The organism is Gallionella capsiferriformans ES-2 (assembly GCF_000145255.1).
Classification (GTDB): domain Bacteria; phylum Pseudomonadota; class Gammaproteobacteria; order Burkholderiales; family Gallionellaceae; genus Gallionella; species Gallionella capsiferriformans.
Genome location: NC_014394.1, coordinates 1,155,515 through 1,170,675 on the forward strand (window position 1 = coordinate 1,155,515; position 15,161 = coordinate 1,170,675).

Here is a 15,161-nt window from a genome sequence, read left to right on the forward strand (position 1 = left end):
AACGAGCATGTAATGATCGTGGGTAGTACCTCCCCTTTGGCAACCGAGGCTGCCCGTGCGTTTATTGCCCGTGGGGAGCGGGTTAGTCTGATCAGCCGGAATGGTGCGGACAATCAGGAACTTCTGGCACTGGGCGAATACGCCTCGGTGTTTTCATTTGATCTGAATGATCTGGCGGCCATCCCGGCCCTGTTTCAACGTATCGTTGATGACGCAGGTCCTGTAACAAGAATTTGTTTCTTTCAGCGTTACCGTGACGGTGCTGAGCATCCCTGGGATGGTGAATATGCCGTCAGCCTGCGCGCGACCAGTCAGATCATCGAGCAGTTCAAGCTCCAACCGGTAACAGATCAGGATCGTTCGGTTGTGATTGTCAGCTCCCCTGCCGACAGCGCCGTCGTGCTGGAGCAATCCGCCGCCTACCATGCCGTTAAGGCGGGCTTGTCGCAAATGGTGCGTTACTACGCTGTCGCTTTAGGCAGCAATGGCATCCGGGTAAATGGCATTAAACCTGCCATTGTGATCAAACCGCGCGCGCAAGCATTTTATGATCAAAATCCGGAGCTGGTGACGCTGTTTAATCGTGTCACGCCGTTAGGCAGAATGGGGCGGCCGGTCGATATTGCGAATGCAGCGCTGTTCTTGAGCAGCGATCAGGCGTCCTTTGTCACCGGGCAAATTTTAGGCGTGGATGGCGGTTTATCCTTGCATGAGTCGGCATCGCTGGCGCGCCTTGCTGCCAGTATTTTTAATCCGGATCTGGAAGATCATAGATGGAACCCTCCCGCGTTAAAGCAGAACAGGAATAATGATGCCTAAGACCCATCTGGAATTTTATGATGCACACGGCATTTCGCCGGTGCACTATGTTGTCGGCGATACGCAGCAGCACTTCGAGCGACGTGCATCGTTGTATCGCAGCTTAGGTTTAATTTCACTGGCTTGTCGCGGTGCGCGCGTGCTGGAGGTCGCTGTCGGCTCGGGACAGAACAGTCTGTATGTCGCCTCGCTGATGCCGGCATCACTGACGCTGGTTGAACCTAATCCCACCGCGATACGCGAGATTCGCGAGCTGTATGCAAACACAAAGGTGGCACACACCAAACCTTCGCTGGTTGAAATGACGCTGCAGGATTACATGCCCGAACACACGTTCGATATCGTGCTGTGTGAAAACTGGCTGGGGCGGGTACCGCATGAGCGTGCTTTGTTGCGAAAACTGGCTGGTTTTCTTGCGCCTCAAGGCGTGATGGTGGTGACGACGCTCACGCCAACCGGTTTTTTGCCGAATCTGATCCGGCGCGCACTGTCAGTCAGGTATTGCGATCCGCGCCTGCCATTTGCGGACCGTACTGAACAGCTGGTGACGATGTTTGCGCCGCATCTGGCTACCATGAGCGCGATGACACGTTCGGCGACCGACTGGGTGCAGGACAACATGATGAACCCGGCGTATTTCGATATCTGTCTGACGATACCGGATGTGTTGCAGGAAGTGGGAAATGGACTCAATGCGCTGGGCACTAACCCGTCGTTTTCCACCGACTGGCGCTGGTTCAAGGCGCTGTGTGGTGAGGGGCGGGAATTCAACCGGCATATGACAGGCGCTTATCAGGCCGAACTGCACAATTTTTTTGATTATCAGCTGGAATTTTCTCAGCCCGATGTCGAGTTAAATTGTGCTATTGAAACATCCTGTCTGGTGTTTCTCGATACGGTACGTGACTATGAATCAGCGGCGCTGGCGGGCATGGATCTAACAGACAGCTTTTCCGAGGTGATAGCCTGCTTGACGAATATTATCGGGCAGCTCAAGGATTTTCCGGAGCAGGTCAAAGCAGGGCTTGAGGCCGGTCTAAAACTGTTGTCAGATGAGGAGCGTGACTTGCAAAAAGTGGCTGCCGACAGTCCCTTTAGCCGGCTCTTCGGTCGTGAAACCGTCTATCTCTCTTTGATCGCCGATGTGACGCCGGCTCGTTTTGATGCACGGGGATAATGTGCCACCTTGTCGGATGAGCATGTGCGGCACGTATAGTGCATCCCGTGGTCGGGAACGAATATGAGCGGACGTCGTTTTTTGATTGTTGGCGGCGACGGGCTGATTGGTGTCGCGCTGAACGAGGCTATCCGGCTGCAGGGAGGAGTTGTGACCTGTACGTCACGACGACTAGGTGCGGATGTCTTTCTGGATTTACAGAATAGGGATACGATTTCATCGCTTGATGTCTCGGGATATGACGTTGCGTATATCTGCGCCGGATGGTCTCGGTATGCGGAAATCGAGTTGAATTGTGAGCTCAGCGAGCAGGTTAACGTGACCAACACGATGTGCTTATGTGAGCGCCTGCTGGCTGCGAGCTGTACAGTGGTGTTTATTTCCACCGCCGCCGTTTTTGACGGAGAGCGGCCTTATTCTGCCGAGGATGCTGCTGCAGTCCCGGGTACACGCTACGGAATGCAAAAGTATCGGGTCGAACGTGCTTTAACTGAAAGCATGCGGCAGGGAGGACGCGTCAAGATCATCCGTTTGTCCAAAGTCATGTCGTCTGCAATGCCGCTGATCGAGGGGTGGCGGCACGCTCTGTTACGCGGGGAAATCATAACGCCGTTGTCTGATTTGCGGCTAAGTCCGGTATCGCTTCGTTATGTGATCGCCGGTCTGATCAAAATTGCTTTGCTGGAGCAATGCGGCCTATTTCATCTTTCCGGTGCCTCGGATGTGAGTTATTCAAATTTCGCCGCACTGCTGGCGTCAAAATGGGGGCTTTCGTCGTGCCTGGTTTGTCCATCCACATCACGGGACTTATCGGCGCACCTGCCGTATGCGCCGAGATACCCATCGCTTGGCATGAGTCATACCGAGGCGATGGCACAAATTTCACCGCAGGCACTGGGTGACTGCATTGCCGACCTGACCGCTCAAGGTTCACTCTAATCGTGCCGATAAGGCATCTGTGATTTACAATTTTCTATGTGTTACCCGATATGAAGACCACTTACTTTGCTGATTTGACTCATACTGCGCAAGGCATCCATGCAAAGTGTATGCCGCTGGGGGCTGCGCTGGTCGCTTCTTATATCAAAAGGGAGTTTCCCGACAGTATTGATGTCAGCTTGTACAAGTTGCCAGAAGATCTGGAAGCCGCCGTTATAAAACAGTGTCCGGACATCCTGTGTTTGTCTAATTACGCCTGGAATTTGAGGTTGACCGTCGCATTTGCGCGTCTGGTAAAAAAGATCAATCCGCAGCTGATCGTCATTTTCGGCGGTCCGAATTTCCCTTTAAAGGAAGACGAGAGGCAGGCGTTTCTGACCGAAAATGACTGCATCGATTTTTATGTTTTCGGCGAGGGTGAGACCGCGCTGGCCAATTTGTTCCGTGAGATTATCGGACACAACTTTGAAGTCGCAGCGATTAAGGCCGCGCGTTTGCCGCTGATCAATTGTTCATACCTCAGTGCCGAGGGCGTTATCTCGGGTGAGTGGACCCGGACGGTTGAGCTGGATCAGTTCCCCTGTCCCTACACAGACGGTTTGATGGACAAATTCTTTGAATTGCCGCTGATTCCGCTCTATGAGACAACGCGAGGATGCCCGTTTTCGTGTACGTTTTGCACCGACGGCATCAGCGAGAAATCGAAAATATTCAGGAAGTCTCACGAGAATATAGAAGAATCAATCGCTTATATTGCACAAAAAGTACAACACAGCGATACGTTGATACTGGCCGATCTGAATTTCGGAATGTACAACGAGGATATCGAGACCGCTGAAATCATCGCAAGGCAAAAAATTGCGACAGGTTATCCCTTGAGTGTCGGCACAGCGCTTGGCAAAAGCCGTCCGGAAAATATCATGGAGGCCGTTAAGATTCTGGACGGCAGTTTGCATATCGGTCTGAGTCTGCAGTCGACGGATGTCGAGGTGCTGAAAAATATCAAACGCAAAAATATCCAGACCCCTAAATTGATTCTGGCGGCCGAAGAAGTGGGTTTGCGCGAAGCTGTCGATTTTACCGAGTTGATCTTAGCGCTGCCGGGCGATTCAATGGCGAAACACTATCAGTCGTTGCGTGAAGGCGTGGCGCTTGGGATGACCAATATCAGGATGTATCAGCTGATGCTGCTGACAGGTTCGACGATGAATAGTCAGGCCAGCCGTGAAATTTACCAGATGCAGACTCGCTGGCGGGTAATGCCCAACTGTGCCGGTGTCTACCGTTTTTTTGGTACAGAATTGAGAGTGGCTGAAATAGAGGAAATCGTCGTTGCTAACAGCACCCTGAGTTTCGCGGACTATGTCGAGTGCCGCGTGATGGATTTTATCATTGAGCTGTTCGTCAATAATGACTGGTATGTCGAATTGTTTGAACTGATTAAAATTTACGGATTTGAATTGTTCGATTTCTTACTGTTTATCAAAGAAAAACGTAGCGGATTTCCCGACAGAATGGCGAAAATATTCGACAGTTTCGTCCACGATACCTGTAAAGACCTGTTCGTTGAAAAGCAGGCAATCGAAGCCTACATTGCAGGCGCAGGCGTACTGGAAAAACACGTGACTGGCGAGCTGGGCAACAACGAGATACTCGATCACAAGGCGTTGTGCTACTTGAATTTCAGACAAACGACGCAGTTTATTTTTGAAATGGCGACGATATTCCTGTCTTCCGTAAAGCGTGAGGATGACACGTTGTCACTTTATCTGGCGGACCTGCAAAAATTCATTTTATGCCGGAAAGACAATGTCATTGATGTCGGGCAGACTTTGCGTGAACCGTTTAATTTCGATTTTCGGCAGATTGCGCAGGCGCATTTCAGAATCGATCCGCAGCAGCTGGAGCGATCGCCCACGTCGCTGATGTTTTTTCATGACGAAAAACAGTCTGTTGCGATCAAAAAAGCCTCTAGAATATACGGTACCTCCGTATCGGGGCTTGGACGATTTATCCAGAATAATAAGATGAACCGTATGTTCAGACAATTTCAAAGCTGCGAACATAACGCAGCGATTGAACAAAAAAAGGAGGTCGTATCGTGACGTTGTCGCAGCTGGAATTGCCTGAAGAGTTGAACTATGTCGGTGTGTTCCTGACGCTTGAATGTAATTTGAGCTGCAGTTATTGCATTAACGACCCGGAGCAAAGCGGACAGCGAACTATCCTGTTTCCAATTAAGTCGCAGGCCAAAACGTTGCGCAACAGCTTAACGCCTGACGAATGGGTATTGGCCCTGAACCGGATTCCTTTCCGTGTCGACCTGCCCATTACGCTGCAAGGTGGAGAGCCGATGTTGTACTGGAAGGGTAAGGGCTTGGGGCTGGTATTGTCCGAGACGCCGCATTATTACGATTTACTGACCAACTTCGCCTTGAAGCCGGAAGTGTTCGCCGCCAGTCTGAACGGGCAGCAGGCCAAACTGCAGCGCGATGCGCCCTATCCATCGATTCGCATCAGCTATCATGCGGAAGAGATGAATCGCACCTGGCAGGGCAGAGGTATTGAAGAGCTGGTTGAGCGTTGCGCGGCGTTGAGTGAGCACGGGTTTAGGGTTTCGCCCAACAAGGCTGACAGCGATGTGGGTATTTACATGGTAGCGCATCCGCAAAACCGGGTGACGGCCGAAATGGAGGCGGTCTATAGAGGGCGCGTGCCTTTCGAGACCAAGGAGTTTTTAGGTGTCGACGAAGGGAAGTTGCACGGGCATTATCTGTATCCCTTTTCGACCGATCTGATTGCCTCAGGGATTCATCCTCATACGCTGTCCTGCGAATGTCACACGACCGAATTGCTGCTTGACCCGTTAGGCTTTGTCTGGGGATGTCACTATTACCTGTATCAGAGCTGGGTTGAAGGGGGGCCGCTCAAGGCTTTTGCTGCGCTGGAGGCTCAAGATTTTCGTTTCACCGAACTGGGCGCTGCCATTTTTGCAGGACAAAAGCGGGTGCCGATAGGTCATATGCTGGATCCTGAGTTTTCGATGGCAGCACTTGAAGTTTACCGCACTTGCCACGATTACGGCCGCTGTATCGGTTGCGATACCAAGATCAAGAATAACCGTTTCCAGAGCTACTATGATCAGGGCGTTGCTCACACGTCAGTTAAGATTCGCAATATTCAGATGCCTGCGAGTCTGTTTGATAAAATCGACAATCTGGAGCAGGCGCGGCCATTCCTCAAACCTATTGCCGGTTAAAACCATGCACACTACACCACATATACCGGACGAAAAGCGTAAGCGTGTCCTAATCATCAAGCCGGGTTATAGCGAGACGCTGGACCCTGACGAGAGCGGCATCGTAAGTCTGGGCGACATTCTGCGCACCACCGTGATACTGCATCTGTTTCCGTCCGATCAGTATCATGTGACCTGGCTGGTCGATAAAAGGGGCATTCCGCTCCTCAAAGGCAACACGCATATCCACCGCCTGCTGGCGGTGAATCCCTTTACGCCGCATTTGTTGCTCTCAGAGTGGTTCGACATCGTTGTGAATTTCGAGAAGGAGCCGGGAATCTGTGCGGTGTCTGACCGTATTCCGGCATGGCGTCGGTTTGGCTTTCGGCTTGATCCGCAGTCTCACGCTGCGGTCGCCTATGATCACTCCGATGAGGCGTTGAGCTTTACTAACGATTCAACGGCCAAACGAAAAAAAGCAAAATCCTGGTCGGAGATACTCTACGAGATGCTGGGGCATAAATATACTGGCCAGCCGTATCTGTTGGGTTACCAGCCAAAATCTGAAATTCACTATGACGTTGGTATGAATCACCTGATCGGTAAAAAATTTCCGCTCAAACGCTGGCCTGAGGCGCACTGGCAACAACTGAACGAGACGTTGTCGCAGCGTTATTCTGTGTGCTGGCAGCAGGGTGATAACGACATCAATGATTATATTGAGTGGATTGCGAGTTGCCGCGTGCTGGTCACCAACGATTCTCTGGGGTTGCATATCGCACTTGCGCTCGGCAAACCGGTCGTTGCACTTTTTGGCCCTACCATCGCCACCGAGGTCGCAGGCGAATCGCTGATTAAAATCGCACCGCCGCTTGATTGGGACTGTATCCCCTGTATGGAAACAGTCTGTCATCGGGGAGATCCTTGTATTGCACATATCACGGTCGACAGTGTCGCAAAAGCGGTTGCCGGGCTGCTGGAAAAATCCTGAATTCGTACCAAATTACCGCGCTGATTTTCCCAGTCGGGAAGATTTTGCCGCCTTTTGAAGGAATATGTTATGTCTGATCGTTACGCTATTGACAGTCACAAGCTCATTTATCATCCCAAGCGGGTGGCGCAGTTTCTCGATGCCGGTGACGAATGGGAGAAGATGAAAACGGTTTATCCGCTTTATGTTGAAATTTCTCCTGTCGGTGCCTGTAATCACCGCTGTACGTTTTGCGCCGTCGATTACATTGGCTACAAACCGGTTCGGCTATCGCTGCCGGCGATTGAGCGCACGCTCGTGCAAATGGGGGCGCGGGGAGTTAAGAGCGTGATGTTTGCAGGGGAGGGCGAACCCATGCTGCACAAGGATATCGATAAAATGGTGATAGCGGCACACGCTGCCGGCATTGATACCGCGATGACGACCAATGCCTCTGTGCTGTCGGATGCGTTCGTTGAAAACGCCCTGCCATTGATGTCCTGGATAAAAGCCTCTTTCAATGCGGGTACCGCGCCGACCTATGCCCGCATTCACGGCACCAAGGAACGCGATTTTGATCAGGTGGTTGCAAATCTGAAACGACTGGTAGAGGCGCGTAATCGCCACGGGTATTCCTGTGTATTAGGGGCGCAAATCGTCCTGTTGCCTGAAAATGCGGCCGAAGTCGAGACGCTCGCTCGCCTTTGCCGTGATGAAATTGGTTTAGATTATCTGGTCGTCAAGCCGTATTCGCAGCACACGTCGAGCGTGACGCAGATTTATCAAGATATCAATTATCAGGGGTATGCCGGGCTGAGCGCACAGCTGGCAGCGCTCAACACTGATCGATTCAGCGTAGTGTATCGCCAAAATACCATGAAAAAACACGATGAAAATGCGGAAAATCGCTACCGTCGCTGCCACGCTACCCCCGCGTTTTGGGGTTATATCATGTCGACCGGGGCCGTGTACGGATGTAGCGCTTATCTACTGGATACCCGCTTTGACTACGGTAATATCAATGATTCCTCATTCGTGGATATCTGGGAAGGCGAGGCGCGCCGCAAAAATTTCCGTTTTGTTCGCGATGAACTTGATATTAAGGAATGCCGGCTTAACTGCCGTATGGACGAAGTCAATCGCTACCTTGACAGAGTCGTCAACGAAACTGTTAGTCATATAAATTTTATTTAAGTCTGGTCGTATTAAATGCAACTTACATCAGAGCAGATGTTGCAGCGGGCCGTGGCACACCAGCAGGCAGGGGAGTATCAGGACGCCGAACGTTACTATCTGGCGATTTTGCAGGCGGATCCTCATCACCCTGAAGCGAATCACAACGCGGGTGTCATGGCCGTGCAGATGAAGCAACCCGCGCTCGGGCTGCCTTATTTACTGACCGCACTGGAGGCTGATCCCGGTCGCGCGCGATACTGGATAAGTTACATCGATGCGCTGTTGCAGTCAGGGCAAATGGACGAGGCGCAGCAGGTGCTATCGCTTGCGATTCAGCAGGGGTTGCAAGGTCACGAGGTCAACGAACTGACGCAGAGGCTGGGCAGCGTTGTGCAGGATGAGGTGAGCGCGTCATCGGCGCATCCGAGTCGTGCACAGATCGATCATCTGGTTGAGCTATTTGGCAAACGTCAGTATGCCGAGTCTGCTGAGCTGGCCCGGAAGATGACACTGCGTTATCCGGCACACGAATTTGGCTGGAAGGCACTGGGCGCCGCTTTGAAACAGCTGGGGCGTACCGAAGAGGCGCTAGCTGCCATGCAGCGCTCCGTTGAACTATCGCCTGATGATGTTGAAGTTAACTACAATCTGGGCGTTGTGCTTCAGGAGGCGGGCAGGTTAGACGAGGCGGAACAGAGTTACCGCAGGGCAGTCGCACTTAACGCAGCTTACGCGGATGCCCATTGCAATCTTGGCGTGGTTCTGCAGGAATTAGGGCGAGCGAGCGAGGCTGAGGCTTGTTACCGGCGGGCGATACAGATTAATCCGCGTTATGCGGCGGCCTACAGCAATCTTGCGAATACGCTGATGGCTTCGGCTGAGCTCGCCGAGGCGGAAAAATGCTGCCGGCGAGCGCTTGAGATTAATCCGGGGGCGGCAGATGCGCACAGTACGCTTGGGCATATCTTCGAAAAACAGGGGGATTTGGCTGCGGCGGAAGCCAGTTTCCGACGAGCGTTGCAAATTAATCCTGATTCTGCCGCTGATCTCAGTCATCTGGGCAGCGTGCTTAAAGCGCAGGGGCGTCTGGATGAAGCGGATATTTGCTATCGCCGTGCGCTGCAGTTCAAACCCGACTATGCCGATGCGCATTACAATCTTGCGACGCTGCTCAAAGAACAGGGGCGTCCGGATGAGGCGGAAAACAGCTACCGGCAGGCACTGCGGTTCAATCCGGACTTCGTTTATGCCTATTACAATGTGGCGAACGTTCTGCTCAGTCAATCCCGTTTAACGGAAGCGGAGTCAGGTTATCGCGAGGCTATCCGGTTGAAGCCTGATTTTGCCGAAGCGCATAACAATTTGGGTATTGTGCTCAGAGCGCTGGGGCGCCCGGCCGAGGCGGAGGCCAGTTACCTTGAGGCGATACGCATCCAGCCTGATTATGCCGAGGCGCACAGCAATCTGGGAATTACCCTGCACGAATTGGGGCGCTCATCTGACGCGGTGCGGAGTATCAATCAAGCATTGCTGATCAGCCCAATGCTGGCTGAAGCGCATTGCAATCTAGGTAATGTCCTGCTGGGTTTAGGGCGTCAGGCGGAGGCGCAGGCCAGTTACAGACGCGCATTGCAGTGTGATCCTGATTTCGCCGAGGCGCACAGCAATCTGATTTTTACGATGGATCTGGCGGTAGGCAGTGATACCGCTATGCAGCAGCAAGAACGAAAAAACTGGCATGCTGCGCACGCGGCGCATTTGTATCAACAGCGAAATTTTTCGAATGCCCGTGATCCGGATAAACGGTTGCGCATCGGCTATGTTTCCGCTGACTTCAGGGTGCATTCTGCCGCCTATGCGTTTGGTGCGATGCTAACGAAATTTTCTCCAGATGACTTTGAGATTGTTGCCTATTCAAATTCGAATCGTGAAGATGCGATGACGCAGAGGTTCCAGCAGCATGTGACGTTGTGGCGCAAGATTATCGGCATGTCGGATCAGGCGGTTGTCGATATGATTCTCGCGGATGGTATCGATATTCTGGTTGATTTGTCAGGCCACTCATCGGGCAACCGTTTGCTCGTGTTTGCCCGAAAGCCAGCGCCCATACAGATTACGGCCTGGGGGTATGCATCGGGGACTGGGCTGCGGGCAATGGATGTGTTTTTTTCAGATACGGTCTTTGTGCCTCCCGAAGAGACACATTTATACGCAGAGCAGGTCAGGTATTTGCCCTGTGCAATCAGTTATTTTGCCCCGGATATCGCACCGGATGTGAGTTGCTTACCCGCCTTGTCCGGTCACGGGGTCACTTTCGGCTCATACAACCGGCTGGCCAAAAATTCTGAAGCAGCTTACCGCGCCTGGGCGAAGATATTGCGAGCGGTGCCGGATAGCCGGATGATCTTTAAAACGCCTGTACTCGATGATGCGGCAGTGCAAGATCAGGTGAGGGCGTATTTTACTAGTGCCGGTGTGGCGGCTGAGCGCATCATCCTGCTGGGGAAGTCGCCTCACGACGAACATATGGCCGCGTTTAATCAGATCGATATTTCGTTGGATCCTTTTCCCCACGGCGGAGGGGTATCAGCTCTCGAAGGCTTATTGATGGGCGTGCCGGTGGTAACGCTGAACTGGCCGAGTTTGGCCGGGCGCATTTCAGCCTCGATCATGACGACGCTTGCGATGCCGGACTGGATTGCAGGCTCAGAGGAGGAATATGTGCAGCTTGCGATTCAAAAAGCGACGGACATTCCTTCGTTGTCAGTGTTGCGCGGTCAACTGCGCGGGCGATTTATGACGTCTGTGATCGGTGATCAGACAGCTTATGTACGATATGTTGAGCGTGAGTACCGCCAGTTATGGCGCGAGTGGTGCGTTACTCATCCGGTGGACTTGGCAGAAAAAAAAAGCAATCTGAATGTAGATGAAGCCGGTGGCTTACCTGATGCCTTATCTATTGCAAGTGTATCCGCAGATATATCACACCCCTCTGATCAGGCAGTGCAGCTCTTGCTGCGTCATTTTTCTGAAGCTTCGCAGGATGACGCATGGTTGCTTGCACAGGAAATGACGAAAAATTTTCCGTCGTATGGTTTAGGTTGGTTGGTGACGGGGGCTATATTAAGGCAACGAGGGCAATCTATTGATGCACTCGCTGCAATGCAAAAGGCGGCTGTGCTGTTGCCGGATGACGCGGCTGCCATAAATAATTTAGGACTCGCATTGCATGATGTCGGGCGTTTGCTTGAGGCGGAGGCAACGTTTAGACGTGCTTTGGCGATGAATCCGGATTTTGCTGAGGCCTATGGCAATTTAGGCAATACACTGCATGCCCTCGGCAGATTGTCTGACGCGGAAGACAGTTACCAGCGTGCCATACGGATTAAGCCCGATTTTCCCGATGCTTATAATAATTTATCGATCACACTCAAGGGGCTAGGACGGCTCGTCGAGGCAGAGGGGGCTTGCCGGCGTGCACTGCAAATCAACCCGGGCTTTGCTGAGGCGTTCAGTAATTTAGGATTTATACTCAAAGAGCAATGGCGCTTGGATGAAGCAGAAGCGAGTATTCAGCAGGCGCTGTCGATCAATTCAACTTGTGTAGAAGCGCATTGCAATCTCGCCGCTACCCTGCTTGAGTCCGGTAAAAGTGTCGAGGCGGAAGCAAGTCTTAGGCGCGCGTTGCAACTCAGACCTGACGATGCAACGTTGCATAGCAATCTTATTTTTACGCTGGATTTGATGACAGGGGAAAGTACCGCTTCGCTGCAAAAGGAGCGCAGGCTATGGAATGACGTGCATGCGGCTCATTTGCCAAGCTACAAGTTGCATCGCAATCTACCAAGTCCTGAGCGAAGGTTACGCATCGGCTATGTCTCTGCTGATTTTAGAATGCATTCAGCCGCCTATGCGTTTACAGCGATGCTGCTTGATTTCGATCGCGAGCAGTTTGAGGTGATCGCTTATTCGAATTCAAAAATTGAAGACAAACTGACCGAAACGTTTAAGAAAAGTGTGACGTTATGGCGGGATATCGTCGGTTTGCCGGACGACGAGGTTGACGACTTGATCCGGCAAGAGGGTGTCGATATTCTGGTCGATCTCTCAGGACATACGGCTGGCAACCGGTTACTGGTGTTCGCCAGAAAACCAGCACCCATTCAGATCACGGCGTTCGGCTATGCTGCCGGCACGGGTATGGACGCGATGGATGTGCTCTTCGCTGACGAGATATTCGTTCCCCGGGATGAAGTGCCGGTGTATGCGGAACGCGTGAGGTACTTGCCTTGTGCGGTCAGTATGTTTATATCTGCCGATGTGCCGGATCCGTGTGCTCTGCCTGCACTGTCGGGCGGCGGGATTACATTTGGTTCATTTAACCGCTTGGTGAAAATATCGGAGCAAACGTATCTTGCATGGGCAAAGATATTGCGGGCGCTGCCGGACAGCAGGCTGATTCTTAAAACACATGCGCTGGATGATGCCGGGACGAGGGAGCGTGTAAGCGAGCATTTTATTCGCGCAGGCATCGATCCCGCGCGGATTATCTTGCTTGGAAAAACGTCGCGCGAAGCCCAACTTGCGGCTTTTAATCGTGTTGATATCGCTCTCGATACGTTCCCTCATGGCGGTGGTATGACCACGCTGGAAGGTCTGGTGATGGGGGTGCCGGTTGTAACGTTGCGCTGGCCGACATTGACGGGGCGTGTGTCGGCATCGATTCTGACGACACTGGGAATGCCGGACTGGATTGCAGAGTCACAGGACGAATATGTAAAACTTGCGATTCAAAAAGCAGCGGATCTTCAGTCGTTGTCCGTATTACGCGGGCAATTGCGCGGGCGCTTTATGTCTTCTGTGATCGGCAATCAGGCGGCCTATGTGCGTTGTGTAGAACGTGAATACCGCCTGTTATGGCGGGAGTGGTGTGCAAGGCGGCCAAACGCGCGGATAGTACAGGACCTATCCTAGTCGTTTAGTTGGCAACGACGACGCGGTTTTTTCCGGTCTGTTTTGCCTGATACATCGCTTTATCTGCGCGTCCAATCAGTTCTTCCTGCGATTCATTCGGAGCCAGTTGTGCGACCCCTGCACTGAAGGTGACGAGGATACGGTCGTTTTCATGCATGAAGAACTGTTTGGTGAGTTCCCTTTGTAGGCGTTCCACTGTTAACGCCGCTTCTGCCAGAGTGACATCGGGGAGTATCAGAACGAATTCCTCGCCGCCGTAACGGGCGACCGAGTCAGAGGGGCGCAGTGCTTCCTTGATGACGTGGCACAGATGAATCAGTGCTTTGTCACCTACTTGATGACCCATGGTGTCGTTCAGTCGTTTGAAGTTGTCGATGTCCAGCAGCGCAATGCACAGCGATTCGTGGCTGCGGTCCACGCGGCGGCTTTCGCGATCAAAGGCCGCATCTAAGCCGCGCCGGTTCAATGCGCCGGTCAGCTGATCCTGATGAACCAGTTCGCTCACTTCGGAGAGTTCCTTTTCCAGTTTAGAAATTTTTTCTTCCGCACTTTCGACCTGTTTGCGTGAATCGAGCAATTCCTCATGCGATTTAAGCGCGCTAGCTTGTATTACCCGGGTATCTTGCATGATGTCGTCGAGCAAGTGACCAAGATCATTCAGGTTGCTCGATTGAGCGATCTTTTCACTGTAACCTGATATTTTCTGGTGATAGTCGCCCGTGCTGACCGTGATGATGCCCAGTCGGTCAATGAAGGTGGTCATTAAACTCTTGAGCGTTGATTTTGCGTCAACCAGACTCTTTTTGAGTAATCCTTGTTTAATGATGGCTTCACGCAGGCTGCGCTCGGCATCTGCGATCACGTATTTATCGATCGGATTTTCAATAATGGTGTGCAGCGTGTTCACCTGACCGTGCAGCCATTCTTCATCCTCGATCATTTCGCCGACGTTTTCAACTAAAAGACGCAGCAGACGCACCAGGCCATCTTGAATTCTGGATTTGTCACTGCTGCGTAACTCAACCTTCAGCCAGAAATTGTGTAATTGTTTGGCAAGCTCTGTAACCTCATCGCAGGTTTTGATCTGGCGAACTTGTGCGGTGAGCTGGCCGATTTCCTCTGCGAGTTCCGGTTGTGCGCTGAGCGTACCCTCCAGCGCGTGTGCGAGCAGCTCTTTGAGTTTTTCAAGCATTTCTGCTGCTTGACTTTTGATAGTCGAGGCGTCTGAGGCAGCGGATTTCGGTTCTGTCGCTGGGGTAGTTGCCGGTGGCAATGCGGGATGTGCCACGTTTAATTCTGGATGCTCAATTAGACTGTCGGTGGTCGCAGATTCTGACCATGAGCGGATCAGTTTGCCTAGCTTTTCAAACAGGATGTCAGGATCGGATGCAAAGCGTGCTAATACGGTTTCTAGACTTTCCTTTTTGCGTGAAACGGTCAGGCCTTTGTGCGGCAGGTCAATTTGTCGCAATAAATCCCGGATTAAAACCGGCCAAGTCTGCTCGGGCGCATCGCTCTTATGGGTTTTGGGGAGTACCTTTTCAATTTCTTTAAAGCATTTGTCCCAGTTTTCCTCGCCCAACATTTTTTTTAAGGCGAGTCCGGTACCGGCGGCTTTGTCGGTTTGCAGTAGATGTTCGACCACATTGCGCAAAACTTTTGCGGCACCATTCGTCTCGATGGCAGGCCCGCCGCTGATCTCAGTAAAAATTTTTGCATAATTGTCAGGGGTCGGTATGAGCCTGCGTTGAGCCAGCATTTTTAGGGTTTCGCGGGCAACTTCTGACGGGTTTGGCTTATTCATGGATCAATCTTAGATAAGTAGATTAGGCGTTTGTGATTGTCTGATATATTTGCGATAAAAGACA

Annotated in this window: 9 protein-coding genes; 8 read left to right on the forward strand and 1 reads right to left on the reverse strand. The window is 52.1% G+C overall.

The window, feature by feature from the left end:
• Nucleotides 1-12 precede the first annotated feature (12 nt).
• From GALF_RS05450 to GALF_RS15865, 8 genes are all read left to right on the forward strand, one after another.
• On the forward strand, nucleotides 13-819 hold the full coding sequence (locus GALF_RS05450) for an SDR family NAD(P)-dependent oxidoreductase (protein ID WP_013293062.1): 807 nt from the start codon (nucleotides 13-15) through the stop codon (nucleotides 817-819).
• Entirely contained in the window at nucleotides 809-1,996 is a 1,188-nt protein-coding gene (locus tag GALF_RS05455; protein ID WP_083777085.1) for a class I SAM-dependent methyltransferase, read from the forward strand. The genes GALF_RS05450 and GALF_RS05455 overlap by 11 nt, the downstream gene beginning before the upstream one ends.
• 63 nt (nucleotides 1,997-2,059) lie before the next feature.
• A complete protein-coding gene (locus GALF_RS05460) occupies nucleotides 2,060-2,935 on the forward strand; it encodes an SDR family oxidoreductase (RefSeq protein WP_013293064.1) in 876 nt (291 codons plus the stop codon).
• 50 nt (nucleotides 2,936-2,985) lie between these two features.
• On the forward strand, nucleotides 2,986-5,040 hold the full coding sequence (locus GALF_RS05465; RefSeq protein WP_013293065.1) for a B12-binding domain-containing radical SAM protein: 2,055 nt from the start codon (nucleotides 2,986-2,988) through the stop codon (nucleotides 5,038-5,040).
• On the forward strand, nucleotides 5,037-6,194 hold the full coding sequence (locus GALF_RS15675; RefSeq protein WP_013293066.1) for a radical SAM protein: 1,158 nt from the start codon (nucleotides 5,037-5,039) through the stop codon (nucleotides 6,192-6,194). The genes GALF_RS05465 and GALF_RS15675 overlap by 4 nt, the downstream gene beginning before the upstream one ends.
• Before the next feature lie 4 nt (nucleotides 6,195-6,198).
• The gene (locus GALF_RS05475) at nucleotides 6,199-7,164 is read left to right on the forward strand and encodes a glycosyltransferase family 9 protein (RefSeq protein ID WP_013293067.1); all 966 of its coding nucleotides are present in this window, start codon (nucleotides 6,199-6,201) and stop codon (nucleotides 7,162-7,164) included.
• 69 nt (nucleotides 7,165-7,233) lie between these two features.
• Nucleotides 7,234-8,337: a radical SAM protein gene (locus GALF_RS05480; protein WP_013293068.1), complete on the forward strand. Its 1,104-nt coding sequence runs from the start codon at nucleotides 7,234-7,236 to the stop codon at nucleotides 8,335-8,337.
• 15 nt (nucleotides 8,338-8,352) lie between these two features.
• A complete protein-coding gene (locus tag GALF_RS15865) occupies nucleotides 8,353-13,293 on the forward strand; it encodes a tetratricopeptide repeat protein (protein ID WP_013293069.1) in 4,941 nt (1,646 codons plus the stop codon).
• Between the two features lie 4 nt (nucleotides 13,294-13,297).
• Here the strand turns inward: GALF_RS15865 and GALF_RS05490 are convergent, their stop codons facing one another.
• Nucleotides 13,298-15,097 carry a GGDEF domain-containing protein gene (locus GALF_RS05490; protein WP_013293070.1) on the reverse strand — a complete coding sequence of 600 codons (1,800 nt, stop codon included), beginning with the start codon at nucleotides 15,095-15,097 and terminating at the stop codon, nucleotides 13,298-13,300.
• Nucleotides 15,098-15,161 lie beyond the last annotated feature (64 nt).